Origin of the sequence: Halomarina rubra, from assembly GCF_023699475.1 — an archaeon.
Lineage (GTDB): Archaea > Halobacteriota > Halobacteria > Halobacteriales > Haloarculaceae > Halomarina > Halomarina rubra.
Window position 1 is genome coordinate 174,101 of the sequence record NZ_JALXFV010000008.1, and the last position, 15,461, is coordinate 189,561.

A 15,461-nucleotide genomic window follows, 5' to 3' on the forward strand; every position below is an offset into this window, starting at 1 on the left:
AGGCACCGCGCCTCCACCGCGCTGTTCGTGACAGCGCCCCGGCTCTACAGCGCTCGCCCGAGCGAGAACGCCGGGATACCCAGCGCGAGCGTCAGGACGGTGACGGGGACGAACACGAGGAGCGACCACGCCCCGCCGATGCCGAACGCGACGGCGAGACCCACGGGGAACAGCCCCAGTGCCACCAGGAACGGCCACCGTCGACGAGCCCCGTCGATGGCCCCCAGCGCGACGAACAGTGCCGTCGGGACGGCGAGCGAGAGCGCGAGTGCCGGCGCGATGGGTGCCGACCCCGCCGCGAGTTTCGCGGTCACGAGCGCTATCGCGACCACGACGACGCCGAGCGCGACCAGCGGTATCGCCGCCGGTTCGCGCGCTTCGTCCCGTCGTTCGTGACGACGAGTGAGCGCCAGTCCGCTCACGGTCAGCGCGACGCCGGGAACCACGGTCGCGGAGAACAGTTCGCCGAGGTACACCGGACCGTTCTGGACGACCGCAGCCAGCAGTCCCCTGAGCGCCGGGAACAGCGTCTCGTCGTCGCCGAACGTGAGTCGCCCCTCCACCCGAGGGGCGTAGTCGCTCGTCGCGTCGGGGCTGGTCCAGACGACGCCGTCGGGTGTCGTCTCGGCGGCCGAGCCGTCCGGGCCGTCGACCAGGTGGTACCCCTCGGGAGCGACGAGCGTCGCGCGAGCAGCGCCGACGTACACCGACGGCTCGTTGCCGGTCCGGTGGAACTCGCCGACGGTCAACACGCCCATCGACTGCGCCCCGAGGCCGGGAACGCGGTACGTCGTGACGAGCGTCTCGCCCTCGACGCGGAGGCGGGTGTCGACCCGCTCGTCGTCGTCGACGACGTGCCGGTGGAACGCGCGCTCGACCGTCTCCGATCGGAGCGTCGCGTTGGTGGTGAGCCCCTCGGCTCCCCCGACGACCCGGACGCGCTCGGTCCAGCGCGACGAGCCGTTCTCGAACAGTTCGACCTCGACGCTGCTGTTCGTCGGGTCGACGACGACGCTCCCGTCGTCGTAGTGGTCCTCGCTCAGGCCACAGGTTCCACAGAGCGACTCCGGCGGCGGGGCGGCGACCACCGCCCCCACGACTGGCACGAGCAGGAGGGCCGCGACGAGGACGGCGAGGACGTGTCGGCGGGAGGGCATCTACCGGAGCAGTGTGCGTCCGTTGGTATCAATAGTCCGATGGATGAAACGAGCGTGTGAGCGACGCGGACGGGACCGTCGCGGGGGAGAAACCCGCAAACCCGTCGGCCGACGCCGGGTACTTCCCCGCCCCACCCGTACTCGACACGATGAGCCAGAACGACTCGCTGCCCGACGGCTGGACGGAGCGCGACCACGACCCGCAGGTCGTCGACAAGTACGACCCGCGCCAGCCCTCGCTGTACGAACACGAGGACGGCACCCACGTCCAGGCCGTCCCCGACGCGGGCAACCAGGCGACGAGCGGCGAGGACCGCTGGCGGGTCGACGTGGTCGACGGCGACCCGAAAGCGCCCGACGAGACGCGGACGCTCGGGCTCCGGACGGGCCAGGGCGACGCGCTCGACTTCGCTCGCGAGGCGATGGCGGCGTACGCCGAGAACGGGAGTTTCGACGCGGTCGCAGAAGAGACCGAGCGGTAGCGGAGTCGGCCGCTCAGCGCTCGGTCGTCAGTTCCTCGGCGACGGTGTCGACGTCTATCAACTGCGGGTCGACGACGAGACCGGCGCTGGTGCGGGCGAACTCCGGGATGGAGTCCTCCGAGTAGACGACGACGCGGAACGAGTCGTTCAGTTCGCGAGCGACGGGAATCGACGTGGCGAGGCCGACGTCCGTCACGACGAGCGCGTCGGTCTCCTCGACGCCGGCGTCGACCAGCGCGTCGCGGTCGGCGGTGCCGGCGGCCCGACTGACGGTCACTCCGCGTGCTTCGAGGGCTTCTCCCAGTCCGTCGGGGTCCGACCCGACGACGACAGCGTGGTTCATCACTCGTACTCGATTGTCGCCGGGGGTTTATGTGTGACGTCGTAGACCACGCGGGCGACGTTCGGCAACTGCCCCGTGATTCGACTCTGGATACGCTGGAGCGTCTGCCAGTCGAGTTCTTGGGCGCGGGCGGTCATCCCGTCGCGCGACTCGACCGACCGCACGGCGACGACCCAGCCGTGGACGCGGTTGTCACCCTTCACGCCCGTCGCCTTGCCGATGACGGCGGCGAACGCCTGCCACGGCTCGTACTCCTCCAACTCCTCCTCGACGACGTGACAGGACTCGCGGGCCACCTCGACCTTCTCCTCGGTCACCTCGCCGACGATGCGGACGGCGAGGCCGGGACCGGGGAACGGCATCCGTTCGGCGACGAGTTCGTCCAGACCGAGTTCGCGCGCCACGTCCCGAACCTCGTCCTTGTAGAGGTCCCGGACGGGTTCGACGATACCGTCGAAGTCGACGACGTCGGGCAGACCCCCGACGTTGTGGTGGGACTTGATGTTGCCCTCGCTCTCGATGCGGTCGGGGTAGATGGTGCCCTGGACGAGCCACGACGCCTCCACCTCGGTGGCGACCGTCTCGAACTCGCGGATGAACTGCTCGCCGATGACCTTGCGCTTCTCCTCGGGGTCGGTCACACCGGAGAGCGCGTCGAGGAATCGGCCCTGTGCCTCGACGACGCGGAGGCTCTCCATGTAGTCGAACGTCTCGCGAATCTGGGCGGTCTCGCCCTTGCGCATCAGCCCCGTGTCGACGTAGACGGGCGTCAGACGGTCGCCGATGGCCTCGTAGGCCAGTGCGGCGGCGACCGACGAGTCGACACCGCCCGACAGCGCGATGAGCGCGCGGTCGTCGCCGACCTGCTCGCGAATCTCCTCGGTGGCCTCCTCGATGAAAATCGGTGCGTCGACCATCAGGCGCTCACCTCCTCGCGCTCGGCCTCACGGTCCAACGCGGCGTCGATCAGACCGAGGAACGGCGGCGAGGCGCGACCGGGGCGCGAACGGAACTCGGGGTGGAACTGCGTCCCGACGAAGTACGGGTGGTCGGGCAGTTCGAGTATCTCCATACGGTTGTTCACCCGCCCGGAGAACGTCAGTCCGGCGTCTTCGAGGTCGTCGATGTACTCGGGGTTGACCTCGTAGCGGTGGCGGTGGCGCTCGGTGCAGGAGGTGCCACCGTAGAGGTCGGCGGCGAGCGAACCGGGTTCGATGTCGGTCTCGTACGCGCCCAGACGCATCGTGCCGCCCATGTCCTCTATCTCGTACTGCTCGGGCAGCAGGTCGATGACGGGGTTCTCGGGTTCGTCGGCGAGTTCGCTGGAGCCAGCGCCCGCCAGTCCGAGGACGTTCTGGGCGTACTCGACGACCGCCAGTTGGAAGCCCAGACAGAGGCCGAGGAACGGGACGCCCGCCTCGCGAGCGTAGCGGATGGCGTCGACCTTCCCGCTGGTTCCGCGAACGCCGAACCCGCCGGGGACGACGACTGCGTCGGCGCGTTCGAGACGGGCGGCGTGGTCGCCGTCCATCTCCTCGGCGTCGACCCACAGCACGTTGACGTCGACGCCGGCTTCGAGGCCGGCGTGCTTCAGCGCCTCGTGGACCGAGAGGTAGGCGTCTTCGAGCGCGTACTTCCCGACGAGCGCGACGTCGACGTCGCCGGTCGTCTCCTGGGTGACGAGTTCGCGCCACTCGTTGTTCCGCTCGGCCGAGGGGAGCGCGCGCTCCTGGAGACCGAGTTCCTGCATCACGTACTGGTCCAGTCCCTCCTCCTCGACGGTGAGCGGGACGTGGTAGATGTCCTCGACGTCGGGGTTCGAGAACACCGCGTCGGTCGGGACGTCACAGAACAGCGCTATCTTCTCTTTGACCTCGGGGTACAGCGGCTGTTCACAGCGCCCGACGAGGACGTCGGGCTGGAGACCGATAGAGCGGAGTTCCTTCACGCTGTGCTGGGTGGGTTTGGTCTTCTGCTCGCCGTTCTTCGAGAACGGGACGAGCGTGACGTGGGTCAGCAGGAAGTCGTCCTCGTCCTGCTCGTGGACGAACTGGCGCAGGGCTTCGAGGAACGGCATCCCCTCGATGTCCCCGACGGTGCCGCCGACCTCGACGATACAGACGTCGTGGCCCTCGGCGGCCTCGCGGATGCGGCGCTTGATGTCGTCGGTGATGTGCGGGATGATCTGGACGGTCTTCCCGAGGTAGTCACCGGCGCGCTCCTTCTCGATGACGTGCTGGTAGACCTTCCCGGTGGTGACGTTGTGGTCGGAGGTCATGTCGATGTCGAGGAACCGCTCGTAGTTCCCCAGGTCGAGGTCGACCTCCCCACCGTCTTTCAGCACGTACACCTCGCCGTGCTGGAACGGGTTCATCGTCCCCGCGTCGACGTTGAGGTAGGGGTCGATCTTCACGGCGGTCACGTCGAACCCGGCGTTGGACAGCAGGCGGCCCGTCGACGCCGCCGTGATGCCCTTCCCGAGTCCCGACATGACCCCGCCCGTGACGAAGATGAACTTATTCCCCAGTGATGGGTCGTAGCCCGTGGGCGCTGTCGGCATACTGACGGTGTGCAGGTGTGGACAAAAACGGTTTCGGGGTTCGCCCGCTTCGAGAGGGGTTCGCACGTTCACGCGCGGCGAGTGGTCGGTCGGCGGTCACGAGTGGTGGCAGTCGCCGGCGCGGAAAGAATCGGTCGTCGGTTGTCTCACGCGTCGGTCGGTGCCGGTGGTTCGAACAGCTCCGGGGAGAGCTCTCCGACCTGCATCAGCATGGGCAGGAAGTTGACCTCGGACCACGTCTCGGCGAGTTTGCCGTCCTCGAAGCGGTTGATGTCGATGCCGGTGATGGTCACCTCCTCGTCGGTCGGTTCGATAGCGCCCATCCGCCCGACGTGCCGCCCCGTCTGCGTCCAGCGCGCGACGGCGTAGTCGTCGACCGCCAGCAGGAGGTCGGTCTCGACGTGCCCGTCGACGATGTCCGCGCCCATCTCGGCCATCTCGCGGTAGCCTTCCGGTCCGCGAATCGGCTCCGGGAGCGTCGAGTCGTGGAACTCGTAGTCGGGGGCCACGAGGTCGCCGACGGCGTCGTAGTTGTGGTTCTCCCAAATCTCCTCGGAGATTCGACGATACAGGTCCTCGGGGGTCGCAGTCGTCGCCATGGTCGTGACTCGGCCGCCCGGTCGAGCCACTCGAAGGGAGGGTGCGGACGGGCTTCAGGAGCGCGGCGTGAGTGGAGAATCCGATATCTCTCCCGGACCAGTCATCGGCCGGTTCGGTCGCGGACCGAGACGGTGTCGGGTCTCGGGAACGGTCCGCGAGCGAAGTCGAAGACACTTTGTCACGAAACGGTGACATCGACCGTGAACCGACGCGCCCTCCTCGCCGCGGTCGGGACGAGTCTGCTCGCCGGCTGTTCGGGTCGCGACGAGCGTTCGACCCTCGACTTCACCCCCGCTACCGAACCGCCACCGCCCGAGAACGTCACGACTATCACCGAGACGAAACCGGTACCGACGCCGGCCGACGTCACGAGTCGCGAGGCCGCGCGCTCGTTCGTCGAGACACACGAGCAGCGATACGTGTACAACGAACTCGTCGGCGGCGGGATGGTCGACCGGCAGCGTGCCGCCACCAGCGTCGACGTCGAACCGGCGGAGGTCGCCGTCGTCGCCGCCGTCGACGGTGGGTACTACCTGCTGTCGACGTGCCGCGGGACGGCAGAGTACTACTCGCCGGGGAGTTCCTCGCGTGGCGGCGGGAGAACGGCGGGGAGCGTCGCCCACTACGTCGACGCGTCGACCCACCGCCGCATCCCGTTCAACTTCTTCAGTTGCGAGTCGTTCGCCACGCCCGCCACGCCGGGGGAGGCCGAGTCGCTCCCCGCGCGACTCCAGGTGTACGACTTCGACACGCCGCCCGACTACGACCGACCGGACCAGGGCGGCCACCGCGTCGACGTGACCGTCGGGGCCGCCGACGGGAACGCCGTCCTCGACACCGAGGTCCGGACGTCGTTGCCGCTGACGGTCCTCCCCGGAGTCACCGAGACGCCCGGAACGTACCAGCTCTCGGCGTCGCTCCCCGACGCCGACTCCGTCACCTACGAGTGGTCGCCGTCCCCAGACGACCCGTCGTGGTGGGCGACGGCCGTCGTCGTCACGAACGACGGGGGGCTGGAGGCCCTGCAGCTCCACCCGAACGAGGCGGTCGGCCTCCCCCGGCAGAGTTCGTGTGAACGACGGCGATAGCGGCCGCTCGTCGACCGACGAGGGGTCGTCGCGAACGGCGCTCAGAGCGACCGCAACACGTCCCGCAACGCCAGCACCTCCCGCGCGTCCTCGCGTTCTTTCTGTCGGAGCCGTTCGCCGTAGTCCGGCGCGTCCAGCCCTTCTAACGCGTTCAGCGCGCGGTCGATGCCGTGGACGCTCTCGACGACGTCCTCGGCTTCCTCGACGGTGAGGTCCGCGCGGGCGACGCGCTGTTTGCGCTCCAGTCGCTCGCGACGGAGGGTCCGTTTCGTCGCCTCCAGGTCCTCGCGCAGGTCCGCGGGAATCGTCTCGAGGCGCTCGCAGTCGAAGACGAACTGTCGGAGGTCGACGGTCGTCCCGTCGACGACGAGTTCGTCCGGCATCGACGCACCGATGGTCTGGGAGGGTCGCTCGATCCGGTCGAGGAGTCGCTGGCGGGTTCGCTCGTCCATCGTCGTTCGTTCCGACGTGGACGAGCGACCGACTAAGCTGTTCTCGAAAACGTACTTCACGACGGCGGACGTATCTCGTGGGTCGCGGTTCAGCAGTACCCAGCGAGGAACTCCGCACAGTGCCCCGCCACCTTCGACTCCTGCCCGAGGAAGAAGTGGTCGCCACTGAACCCCACCGTCTCGACGCCCACCTCCCGCGCTCGCTCGACGACGGGTTCCCACTCCGCCGTCGTGTCGCGCTCGCCGTAGACCACCTGCAGCGGCGCGTCGATGGCGTCCAGCGCCGCCACAGCGTCGAGGTCGGGAGAGATGCGCGCGGCCGGCGCGAGCACACTCACCGCTACCAGGTCCTCGCGTTCGGACGCGACGACCAGAGCGAGACAGCCACCGAAGGAGAACCCGAACAGGGCGACGTGGTCGTAGCGTTCGGCGGCCCAGCCGAGGGTGGCGTGGACGTCGGTGCGCTCGCCGTCGCCCTCGTCCCACGGGCCGTAGTCGAAGCGCAGGCAGTCGACGGCGGGTGAGAGCGCCTCCCCGAGCGCTCGGAGGCGGGCGTCGGAGCGTGACCCACCCATCTCGGGGTGGGGCGGGCAGGCGACGACGCAGGCGTCGACGTCGCCCGCCCCGGCTTCGCTGGCCGTGTCGAGGGTCGCACGGACGTCCCGGGTGTGGGGGACGACGATGGGGTCGGTCATGGTCGGAGGTCGGCGGGCGTGGACTTCAACGCCGGTGGTCGATTCGGGAGGTGACGACGCCCTGTCAATCCCCTGTGCGTTTAAGCCTCCGGACACTAATCGTGCGATATGGGAATCCTCTCACGCACCTCGTACGTCATCCGGTCGAAGATCAACTCCATCCTCGACCGGGCCGAGGACCCCACCGAGACCCTCGACTACTCGTACGAGCAGTTGCGCGACGAACTCCAGAACGTCAAACGCGGCATCGCCGACCTCACCACCCAGAAGAAGCGACTGGAGATACAGAAGCGACGGCTGGAGGAGAACGTCTCGAAGCACAACGAGCAGGCACGCCAGGCGGTAAAGCAGGACCGCGACGACCTCGCCCGCAAGGCCCTCGAACGTAAGAAACAGAAGATGACCCAGATCGAGGAGCTGGAAGGGCAGATCGCGGACCTCCAGCAGACACAGGACAAACTCGTCGACAAGAAGGACACCCTCGAACAGCGTATCGAGGAGTTCCGCACGAAGAAGGAGTCGATGAAGGCCCGCTACGAGGCCGCCGAGGCCAGCAGCCGTGTCAGCGAAGCGATGACCGGCGCGGGCGACGACATGGCCGACATCAGCCGCTCCATCGAACGTGCCGAGGAGCGCACCGAGGACATGGAGGCTCGTGCCGAGGCGATGGACGAACTGCAGGAGACCGGCGCGTTCGACGACGCGCTCTCCGACAAGGACTCGCTCGACCGCGAACTCGAACAGATGTCCACCGACAGCGAGGTCGAGGCCGAACTCGACACGCTCCGGTCGGAGATGGGCAAACCGAGCGCGAACGGCGGCGACGCCGAGAGCGACACGGACATCGAGGCCGAACTGGAGGAACTGGAGACCGAGACGGAGGCAGAGGCCGACGCGGGCGGCGACGCCGAGTCCGAGGCCGACGCCGAACTCGAAGAGCTGAAAGACGACGACCAGTAGTCGACCACGACCGACCACGGCCGGCCGCAGGTTGATAACCTCGGCGCGAGTCGGACCGGGTATGAACGACGACGGCTCCCGGCGCTCCCGCCGCCGCTTTCTGACCGGGACGGCGGCGCTCGGGGCGACGGCGCTGGCTGGCTGTGTCACGACCGGTCTCTCCGTCTCTGCACCGAACGTCGGCGACTCGCCGGTGTTCGACTCCTTCTCGGTCGCCAACGGTGTCGTCTGGGCCGACGACGCCGCCCGGGTGAGCGCGACGCTGACCGAGGCCGCGACGACCAGCGAGAAGGTCCGTGAGTTGAGCGCCATCACCGCCTCCGGCAGCGAGTCGTGGGCCGGGACGGTGACGGGCGGGCAGACCAGCGTGACCATGCACCTCCCGGTCGGTACGGACCTGACCGTCCACGCGTTCACGTCGTCGGCCGACCCCGTCGACGCCCAGCCGTTGCGCATCGAGGGGGACTCGTTCCCGTGACCCGCCGACTCCCAATGGTTTTTCCAGCGGGCCGGAGTAGCGTCACCAGATGAGCGACAGGGCCGGGTCGGAGAACGCCGAAGCCGGCGACCAGCCCGAGGACACGATGCGTCAGCGGACGAGCCGCAGTACGGTCGTCCTCCGACTGCTGTTGGAGGTCGACCGCCGACTGCTCGCGCTGGGGATGTTCGTCGTCCTCGTCCTGTCGCTGACCGTCGTCGGCGTCGCCCACCCGACCTCCGCGACGATTCTCCGCACCGGTGACGCCGTCGAGACGCTGTTCAACGCGCTCATCTCCGCGACCATCACCGGCGTCACCCTCGTCCTGACGCTCAACCAGCTCGTCCTCTCACAGGAGCTCGGCGCTATCGGCGACCAGCGCGAGCGGATGGAGGGAGCGATGGAGTTCCGCCGTGACGTCGAGGACGTCCTGGAGACGCCCGTCAGCCCCGCCGACCCGTCGGCGTTCCTCCGGTCGCTCGTCGAGGTCACCGCCGCACGCGCCGAGGAGGTCCAGGAGGCCCTGGAGACGGACAACGAGGACCTCCGGGAGTACGTCGACCAGCTCGTCTCCTCGACGACCGGCAACGCTACGCAGGTCAGCGAGAGCCTCGAAGGCGAACAGTTCGGACGCTACTCGGTGTTGTCCGCGGCGCTCAACTTCAACTACTCCTGGAAGCTGTACGCCGCCCGGCGCATCCAGAACCAGTTCGCCGACGAACTGAACGAGGACGCCGACGAGGCGCTGGACGAGTACATCGAGACGCTGATGCTGTTCGGCCCCGGTCGCGAGCACTTCAAGACACTGTACTTCCAGTGGGAACTCATCAACCTCTCGCGGACCATCATCGCCGCGGCGGTGCCGGCGCTCATCGTCGCTATCTCGACGCTGGTCTACTACGACCCGGCGGTGTTCGACGGCGTCACTCTCGGCGTCGACCACCTCGTCGCCCTGGTCGCCGTGACGGCCTCCATCGCCGTCTCGCCGTTCGTCGTGTTGCTGTCGTACGTGCTGCGCATCGCGACGGTGACGAAGCGGACGCTCTCCATCGGCCCGTTCATCCTGCGGGACACCGACCGCGACGAGGACATCTCCTGGGACTGACTCGCTGAACCGGTCGCCCCCGTGACGAGGCGAGCGGAAAGTCGGCTGCTTCGGAGAATCGGCTGCTCGCGCCGCGTTACTGGCTCAGGAACGTGACGGCCGTGTGCTTCTGGTCGCGTTCGCGTTCGAGGTGGTCGCGGAACTGTTCGAGCGGAACGTCCTGTCGCTCGCGCTCCTCGCGGTCACGGACCGAGACCGTGCCGTCGGCCTCCTCGTTGTCGCCGACGACGAGCATGTACGGGACACGGTCGTCGTGGGCCTGCTGGATCTTCTTGCCGACCGTCCACGAACGGTCCTCGATTTCCACTCTGAACTCGCCGAGTTCGGCGGCGACGGCCTCGGCGTAGTCCACGTGGTCGTCCGTGATTGGCAGGATGCGGACCTGTTCGGGCGCGAGCCACAGCGGGAACTTCCCGTTGAAGTGCTCGATCATGACGCCCATGAACCGCTCGAAACTGCCGAGCAGGGCGCGGTGGACCATCACCGGCCGGTGTTCGTCGTTGTCCTCCCCGATGTAGGTGAGGTCGAGACGCTCGGGGATGTTGAAGTCGAGTTGGACCGTCCCGATGGTCCACTCCCGACCGATGGCGTCGACGGCGTCGATGCCGACCTTCGGGCCGTAGAACGCGGCTTCGCCCTCGCCGACGGTGTACTCCAGGCCCTCCGATTCGAGTGCGTCGCGCAGCGCGTCGGTCGCCTCGTCCCAGATGGCGTCGCTGCCGACGGCGTTGTCGCCCTGGGTCTCCAGCACGTACTCCATCTCGAAGTCGAAGTGACCGAGGATCTCGTCAATGACGTTCAGCGCGTCGACGATCTCACCCTGGATCTGGTCCTTGCGGATGAACGCGTGGCCGTCGTCCTGCGTGAACCCGCGGACGCGGAGCAGTCCCGACAGTTCGCCGGACTGCTCGTTGCGATACACCGTTCCGAACTCCGAGAACCGGATGGGGAGGTCGCGATAGGAGCGCTTCTCCCGGCCGTAGATGTACGCGTGGTTCGCGCAGTTCATCGGCTTCAGGCCGTACTCGGTGTCGTCCTGTTCCCAGTTGAACATCTCGCCCTCGGCGGTGAAGTTGTCGTAGTGGCCCGTCGGCTTCCACAGTTCGGCCTTGTTGAGTTCGGGCGTCCACACCTCCTCGTAGCCGAGGTCGTCGTTCTTCGTGCGGATGTACTCCTCCAGTTCGCGGCGCATCGTCATCCCGTTGGGGTGGAAGTGGACACACCCCGGCGAGTGGGCGGGCACCGAGAACAGGTCCATCTCCTTGCCGATCTTCCGGTGGTCGCGCTCTTTGGCCGCCTCGCGACGTTCGAGGTACTCCTCCAACTGGGACTCGTTGGGGAACGCCGTCCCGTACACTCGGGTGAGCGTCTCGTTGTCCTCGTCCCCGCGCCAGTACGCCGCCGAGATGTCGAGCAGTTTGAACCCGCCGATGTCGCCGGTGGACTCGACGTGCGGCCCCTTACAGAGGTCCTCGAACTCGCCCTGTCGGTAGAACGAGATGGGGTCGTCGCCCGCCGCTTCCGTTTCGAGGATGTCGCGTTTGAACTCGTTGTCCTGGTAGTGTTCGAGGGCCTTCTCGCGGGGGAGTTCGAAGCGCTCGATGTCGAGGTCCTCCTCGACGATGTCGGCCATCTCCGCTTCGATGGTCCGGAGGTCGGCCTCGTCGAGGTCGACGCCCGTGACGTCGTAGTAGAACCCCTCGTCCGTCCAGGGGCCGATGGTGAGCTTCGCGTCGGGGTGGAGACGCTGGAGCGCCTGGGCGAACAGGTGCGCTCCCGAGTGGCGCAGCACGTCGAGGTACTCGTCGGACTGGTCGGTGACGATCTCGATACGGACGCCGTCGTAGACGGGCGTCGCCTTGTCGACGAGGTCGCCGTCGAGGACGCCCGCGACCGTGTCTCGACCGAGTCCTGGACCGATGGAGTACGCCACGTCCTCCACGGTGGCCCCCTCGTCGACGGAGAGTTCGGAGCCATCCGGGAGTTCGACGGTGATGTCGCTCATATGAACCGGGGTTGCCGCCATGCAGGGAAAAGCGTAGCCATCCCCCGTCGACCGGTCACACTCCTCCGCAAGCGTTTTGCGAGTCCTCGGAGGTGGAGCGGTCGACGCCGCCACCGCTCGGCGGTGTGTGGTACGGTCGCGGTCGCGAGTGAGTCCGCGGGCGAGTGCCCACGGGAAGCGGGTTGGCAGTAGAGTGAGGGAGTCCCGCTTCACCCTTCAGTGTTCTACCCCTCGACATAGCTCCCCTCCCTAGAATGATTGGGGAGCGTGACTGTCACTCACGCGTTCACGGGGCGGGTTCGCGGGTCGGTCAGTCGTCGGCTTCGAGCACTACGGCGTCGCGAGCGGACCGCTCGCGGCCACGCGAGATGTCGCCGAGTCGTTCGGCGACGGTGTGGACGCCGTCGTCGTGACACGGCGCGACCCACGTCACCGCTCCGTCCCGGCGCTCCGCGAGCGCTATCGTCGGTACCGTGAGGTTGTGTCGAACCTCGCCGGTCACCGCCGAGCGGACCGTCCGCTCCTCGAATCCGGGGAGGTCGCGACCGGTCTCTTCGGCCCACGCGCGGAGTTCTCCGACCGCGTCACGGATGGTGCGGGCGGCGTCGGTGGCGAGGACGCGGTCGTCGAGACTCACCCCGTCGCCCCACACGACGACCTCGTAGCCGTCGATACGGTCGGTCTCGTCCAGTCGGGCGAGTCGGTCGAGGACGGCCGCGACCCGTGCCGTCCCGGCCTCCGCCGAGAGCGACCGAACGTACAGTTCGAGGGTTAGCGTGTCACTTCGTCCCATACCTACGTCGAGGCTCGGTAGTTCTCGGCTATGAACGTTGTGTATATCGAGACTAGAGGCCACTGTGTCGTACTAGGCCCCTTAGTTCAGCCCGCGAGGACGGTCCGCTCCCGAGACGGGTGGAGACAGCCTCACGCCGGGGCCGCGTCGGACTACGCCTCGCGCGCACCCGTACCGGCGCGCTCGACCCCCGAGAGGTCGACGTCGCCGCCGGGAATCGGGACGCCGTCGTACGGGTCGGCGTCGAGCAACAGCGACCCGTCGAGGTCCGCGTAGTCGAGCAGCGGCGCGAGTTGGACGGACGCGGCGATGGCGGCGTTCGTCTCTATCATACAGCCGAGCATCGTCTCGAGACCGTGCGCGCGGGCGGCGTGGAACATCGCGACGGCCTGCCGAGGGCCGCCACACTTCATCAGTTTCACGTTCGCGATGTCACACGCATCGGCGATTCGTGGGATATCCGCCAGCGTCACACACGACTCGTCGGCGGCGATGGGGACCGCCGAGCGCTCGTAGACGTAGCGCAACCCCTCGGGATGCTCGGCGGGCACCGGTTGCTCGCAGAACTCCACGTCGTAGTTCGCCAGCCACTCGCAGTTGTCGACGGCCTCGCGGGGCGTCCACGCCTCGTTGGCGTCGACGCGGATTCGCGCGTCGGGGGCCGCCTCGCGGACGGCGGCGAGTCGCGCTTCGTCGTCGTCGGTTCCGAGTTTGGTCTTCAGGACGGTGTAGCCGGCGTCGACGGCGTCGCGGGTCTTCTCGGCCATCCGCTCGGGGTCGTCGATGCCGATGGTGAACGAGGAGGTGACGGTCTGCGTGCCGTCCAGCCCGAACAGTCGGTAGAGTGGCACGTCGAGGCGCTTCGCGGCGAGGTCACAGCACGCGATACGGACGGCGGCCTTCGCGGCGGGGTTGTTTCCGACGACGCGGTCGAGGCGGGCGTCGACGGCGTCGAGCGCCAGCGGGTCGGCGACGTCCTCGACGGCCGCGAGCAGGTCGGGCAGGACCGCCTCGACGGTCGCTGCGCTCTCGCCGTAGTGTCCGGAGGGGGCGGCCGCACCGACGCCGACGTGCTCGCCGTCCTCGACACGGACGACCACGTTCGCGGCGGTGTACTGGGTCCCTCGGGCGATGGTGAACGGCGTCTCTAGGGGTAGCTCGACGCGTTCGAACGCCGTCGAGAGGTCGACGTCACCCGTCATAGCGCGTCCAGGATCTCCTCACAGCCGAAGCGGACGGCGTCGGTCGCGGGCTCGTCGAGCGCCTCGCCGAACTCGTCGACCGCCTTCCGAGCATCCTCCTCGCTCAGTTTCGAGGTGTTGAGCGACCCCGCCACGACGCTCGTCGGCGAGACGGGTTCGGCGAGGTTCTCGTACAGCGAGGCGTGTGCGCCGACGTCGGGCAGCGAGAACGACTCGTAGCCGTGGACGGCCTCGCGGCCCGCCTCGTGACAGTAGACGAGCGCGTCGGGCATCGAGCCGTGGAGGATGCCACACGTCACGGCGGAGTACGCCGGGTGGGTGATGGCTCCCTGGCCCTCGACGAACAGGTAGTCGTACTCCTCGGCGCGTTCGACGAGCATCCGTTCGACCGCCCCGGCGGTGAAATCCGAGATGGTGCGGTCGATGGGCAGACCCCACCCCTCGATCATGATGCCGGTCTGGCCGGTCGGGACGACCCCGGCGCTCCACCCACGTTCGCGGGCGGCCTCGACGAGTTCACAGGTCGCGGTCATCTTCCCCGTCGAGCAGTCGCTGCCGACGGTGGTCACGACGGTCGCGTCGAGGTCACGGGCGACGCCCTCCGCGACGGTGAGGTCCTCGGGCGGGTCGCGCACGTCCCACAGTCGTGTGTCGTGTTCGTCGGCGAGGGCCGCGAACGCCTCGTCGTCGGCGAGGTGGTAGTGCAGACCCGACCACACCTCCGCGCCGCGTTCGAGTGCGCCGGTCACGTCGTCGCGCCAGGTCTCGTCGAAGCCGCCGCCGATGGGGGCGATACCGACGACGAACGCGTCGATGTCCGGCACGTCGTCGATACCGGCGACGACGGGGGCGTCCTGCACGTCCTCGATGTGGTCCCGGACGCGGTCGCCAGCGTGGTCGCGGTCGAGGACGGCGACGACTTCGTGGTCGGTGTACCGGAGCAACCCGACGGCGGTCTTCGCCCGGTCGGGGAACTTCTCGTGCGCTAGGATGGCGAGTCGCATACCTCCCCGAGTGCGGGGAGACGGCATAAACGATAGTGGGACGGTCCGACCGGGTCAGGTTCGGTCGACGACCCGGTCACTCCGAGGGGAGACGGACCGCGAGGACGGGCGTCTCCGAGAGCCGCAACACCTTCTCGGCGACGCTGCCCATGAGCAGGCGTTCGAGGCCACGACGACCGTGGGTCGCCATCACGACGAGGTCGACGTCGTCGGTCGCGTCGACGATGGCGCGGTGTGGGGTGTATCCGACGGCCACCTCCGTCTCGCAGTCGACGCCCGCCTCTCCGGCGCGCTCTGCGGCCTCGGCGACGATGCGGTCGCCGCGCTCGCGGAGGTGGCGTTCGACCGCGCTCGCGTCGAAGTCGAACCCCTCGGGGTCGCCGTCGGGGTACCAGACGTCGGCGACGACGTGCAGGACGTGCAGCGTCGCGTCGTAGCGTCCGGCGAGGTCGACGGCGTGGTCGAGTGCGTACTCCGCCCCGTCGCTCCCGTCGGTGGGAAAGAGGATGTCCTGGTACATCGGCTCACGATTCACCG

17 protein-coding genes are annotated in these 15,461 nt (G+C 68.2%); 5 read left to right on the plus strand and 12 right to left on the minus strand.

The window, feature by feature from the left end; genetic code table 11:
• Positions 1-44: 44 nt before the first annotated feature.
• On the minus strand, positions 45-1,157 hold the full coding sequence (locus tag M1L36_RS15710) for a hypothetical protein (protein ID WP_250874687.1): 1,113 nt from the start codon (positions 1,155-1,157) through the stop codon (positions 45-47).
• Positions 1,158-1,213: 56 nt separating this feature from the next.
• On the opposite strand from M1L36_RS15710, the gene M1L36_RS15715 reads away from it, so the two are divergent.
• Positions 1,214-1,639 (plus strand): hypothetical protein, encoded by a 426-nt coding sequence (locus M1L36_RS15715; protein WP_250874688.1) that lies wholly within the window; start codon positions 1,214-1,216, stop codon positions 1,637-1,639.
• A gap of 13 nt (positions 1,640-1,652) precedes the next feature.
• Here the strand turns inward: M1L36_RS15715 and M1L36_RS15720 are convergent, their stop codons facing one another.
• The 4 genes from M1L36_RS15720 to M1L36_RS15735 all read right to left on the minus strand — a co-directional run bounded on the left by M1L36_RS15720 (position 1,653) and on the right by M1L36_RS15735 (position 5,141).
• Complete coding sequence (locus tag M1L36_RS15720; RefSeq protein ID WP_250874689.1) at positions 1,653-1,982, minus strand: DUF7126 family protein; 330 nt, start codon at positions 1,980-1,982, stop codon at positions 1,653-1,655.
• Positions 1,982-2,899 carry a glutamine-hydrolyzing GMP synthase gene (gene guaA / locus M1L36_RS15725; RefSeq protein WP_250874690.1) on the minus strand — a complete coding sequence of 306 codons (918 nt, stop codon included), beginning with the start codon at positions 2,897-2,899 and terminating at the stop codon, positions 1,982-1,984. The genes M1L36_RS15720 and guaA overlap by 1 nt, the downstream gene beginning before the upstream one ends.
• Entirely contained in the window at positions 2,899-4,542 is a 1,644-nt protein-coding gene (gene pyrG / locus M1L36_RS15730) for a glutamine hydrolyzing CTP synthase (protein WP_250874691.1), read from the minus strand. The genes guaA and pyrG overlap by 1 nt, the downstream gene beginning before the upstream one ends.
• A 146-nt stretch (positions 4,543-4,688) precedes the next feature.
• Positions 4,689-5,141 carry an ester cyclase gene (locus M1L36_RS15735; RefSeq protein WP_250874692.1) on the minus strand — a complete coding sequence of 151 codons (453 nt, stop codon included), beginning with the start codon at positions 5,139-5,141 and terminating at the stop codon, positions 4,689-4,691.
• A 201-nt stretch (positions 5,142-5,342) separates the two neighbouring features.
• Here M1L36_RS15735 and M1L36_RS15740 point away from each other — a divergent pair, with 201 nt between their 5' ends.
• Complete coding sequence (locus M1L36_RS15740) at positions 5,343-6,230, plus strand: Ig-like domain-containing protein (protein WP_250874693.1); 888 nt, start codon at positions 5,343-5,345, stop codon at positions 6,228-6,230.
• A 41-nt stretch (positions 6,231-6,271) separates the two neighbouring features.
• Here the strand turns inward: M1L36_RS15740 and M1L36_RS15745 are convergent, their stop codons facing one another.
• Positions 6,272-6,682 (minus strand): DUF5788 family protein, encoded by a 411-nt coding sequence (locus tag M1L36_RS15745; RefSeq protein ID WP_250874694.1) that lies wholly within the window; start codon positions 6,680-6,682, stop codon positions 6,272-6,274.
• 89 nt (positions 6,683-6,771) lie between these two features.
• Positions 6,772-7,377, minus strand: a complete 606-nt coding sequence (locus tag M1L36_RS15750) for a dienelactone hydrolase family protein (protein WP_250874695.1) — start codon at positions 7,375-7,377, stop codon at positions 6,772-6,774.
• 108 nt (positions 7,378-7,485) lie between these two features.
• On the opposite strand from M1L36_RS15750, the gene M1L36_RS15755 reads away from it, so the two are divergent.
• The 3 genes from M1L36_RS15755 (at position 7,486) to M1L36_RS15765 (ending at position 9,920) form a co-directional block, all read left to right on the plus strand.
• Positions 7,486-8,337, plus strand: a complete 852-nt coding sequence (locus tag M1L36_RS15755) for a PspA/IM30 family protein (protein WP_250874696.1) — start codon at positions 7,486-7,488, stop codon at positions 8,335-8,337.
• A gap of 61 nt (positions 8,338-8,398) precedes the next feature.
• Positions 8,399-8,815, plus strand: a complete 417-nt coding sequence (locus M1L36_RS15760) for a hypothetical protein (protein ID WP_250874697.1) — start codon at positions 8,399-8,401, stop codon at positions 8,813-8,815.
• A gap of 49 nt (positions 8,816-8,864) precedes the next feature.
• Positions 8,865-9,920: a DUF7972 family membrane protein gene (locus M1L36_RS15765; RefSeq protein ID WP_250874698.1), complete on the plus strand. Its 1,056-nt coding sequence runs from the start codon at positions 8,865-8,867 to the stop codon at positions 9,918-9,920.
• A 76-nt stretch (positions 9,921-9,996) separates the two neighbouring features.
• Here M1L36_RS15765 and thrS read toward each other — a convergent pair whose 3' ends face one another.
• The 5 genes from thrS to M1L36_RS15790 form a co-directional block, all read right to left on the minus strand.
• Positions 9,997-11,925: a threonine--tRNA ligase gene (thrS, locus tag M1L36_RS15770; protein WP_250874699.1), complete on the minus strand. Its 1,929-nt coding sequence runs from the start codon at positions 11,923-11,925 to the stop codon at positions 9,997-9,999.
• A 310-nt stretch (positions 11,926-12,235) separates the two neighbouring features.
• Positions 12,236-12,718 (minus strand): HTH domain-containing protein, encoded by a 483-nt coding sequence (locus tag M1L36_RS15775; RefSeq protein ID WP_250874700.1) that lies wholly within the window; start codon positions 12,716-12,718, stop codon positions 12,236-12,238.
• Positions 12,719-12,870: 152 nt separating this feature from the next.
• Positions 12,871-13,920 (minus strand): dipeptide epimerase, encoded by a 1,050-nt coding sequence (locus M1L36_RS15780; RefSeq protein ID WP_250874701.1) that lies wholly within the window; start codon positions 13,918-13,920, stop codon positions 12,871-12,873.
• On the minus strand, positions 13,917-14,924 hold the full coding sequence (locus M1L36_RS15785) for an N-acetyltransferase DgcN family protein (RefSeq protein ID WP_250874702.1): 1,008 nt from the start codon (positions 14,922-14,924) through the stop codon (positions 13,917-13,919). The genes M1L36_RS15780 and M1L36_RS15785 overlap by 4 nt, the downstream gene beginning before the upstream one ends.
• A 76-nt stretch (positions 14,925-15,000) precedes the next feature.
• Positions 15,001-15,444, minus strand: coding sequence for a universal stress protein (locus M1L36_RS15790; protein ID WP_250874703.1), 444 nt, complete (start codon positions 15,442-15,444; stop codon positions 15,001-15,003).
• Positions 15,445-15,461: the final 17 nt, after the last annotated feature.

What these genes read in the sequence shown, in the direction of transcription:
- M1L36_RS15710 (WP_250874687.1), bottom strand. Translation starts at nt 1,157, where the DNA reads ATGCCCTCCCGCCGACACGTCCTCGCCGTCCTCGTCGCGGCCCTCCTG.
- M1L36_RS15720 (WP_250874689.1), bottom strand. Translation starts at nt 1,982, where the DNA reads ATGAACCACGCTGTCGTCGTCGGGTCGGACCCCGACGGACTGGGAGAA.
- guaA (WP_250874690.1), bottom strand. Translation starts at nt 2,899, where the DNA reads ATGGTCGACGCACCGATTTTCATCGAGGAGGCCACCGAGGAGATTCGC.
- pyrG (WP_250874691.1), bottom strand. Translation starts at nt 4,542, where the DNA reads ATGCCGACAGCGCCCACGGGCTACGACCCATCACTGGGGAATAAGTTC.
- M1L36_RS15735 (WP_250874692.1), bottom strand. Translation starts at nt 5,141, where the DNA reads ATGGCGACGACTGCGACCCCCGAGGACCTGTATCGTCGAATCTCCGAG.
- M1L36_RS15745 (WP_250874694.1), bottom strand. Translation starts at nt 6,682, where the DNA reads ATGGACGAGCGAACCCGCCAGCGACTCCTCGACCGGATCGAGCGACCC.
- M1L36_RS15750 (WP_250874695.1), bottom strand. Translation starts at nt 7,377, where the DNA reads ATGACCGACCCCATCGTCGTCCCCCACACCCGGGACGTCCGTGCGACC.
- M1L36_RS15755 (WP_250874696.1), top strand. Translation starts at nt 7,486, where the DNA reads ATGGGAATCCTCTCACGCACCTCGTACGTCATCCGGTCGAAGATCAAC.
- M1L36_RS15760 (WP_250874697.1), top strand. Translation starts at nt 8,399, where the DNA reads ATGAACGACGACGGCTCCCGGCGCTCCCGCCGCCGCTTTCTGACCGGG.
- M1L36_RS15765 (WP_250874698.1), top strand. Translation starts at nt 8,865, where the DNA reads ATGAGCGACAGGGCCGGGTCGGAGAACGCCGAAGCCGGCGACCAGCCC.
- thrS (WP_250874699.1), bottom strand. Translation starts at nt 11,925, where the DNA reads ATGAGCGACATCACCGTCGAACTCCCGGATGGCTCCGAACTCTCCGTC.
- M1L36_RS15775 (WP_250874700.1), bottom strand. Translation starts at nt 12,718, where the DNA reads ATGGGACGAAGTGACACGCTAACCCTCGAACTGTACGTTCGGTCGCTC.
- M1L36_RS15780 (WP_250874701.1), bottom strand. Translation starts at nt 13,920, where the DNA reads ATGACGGGTGACGTCGACCTCTCGACGGCGTTCGAACGCGTCGAGCTA.
- M1L36_RS15785 (WP_250874702.1), bottom strand. Translation starts at nt 14,924, where the DNA reads ATGCGACTCGCCATCCTAGCGCACGAGAAGTTCCCCGACCGGGCGAAG.
- M1L36_RS15790 (WP_250874703.1), bottom strand. Translation starts at nt 15,444, where the DNA reads ATGTACCAGGACATCCTCTTTCCCACCGACGGGAGCGACGGGGCGGAG.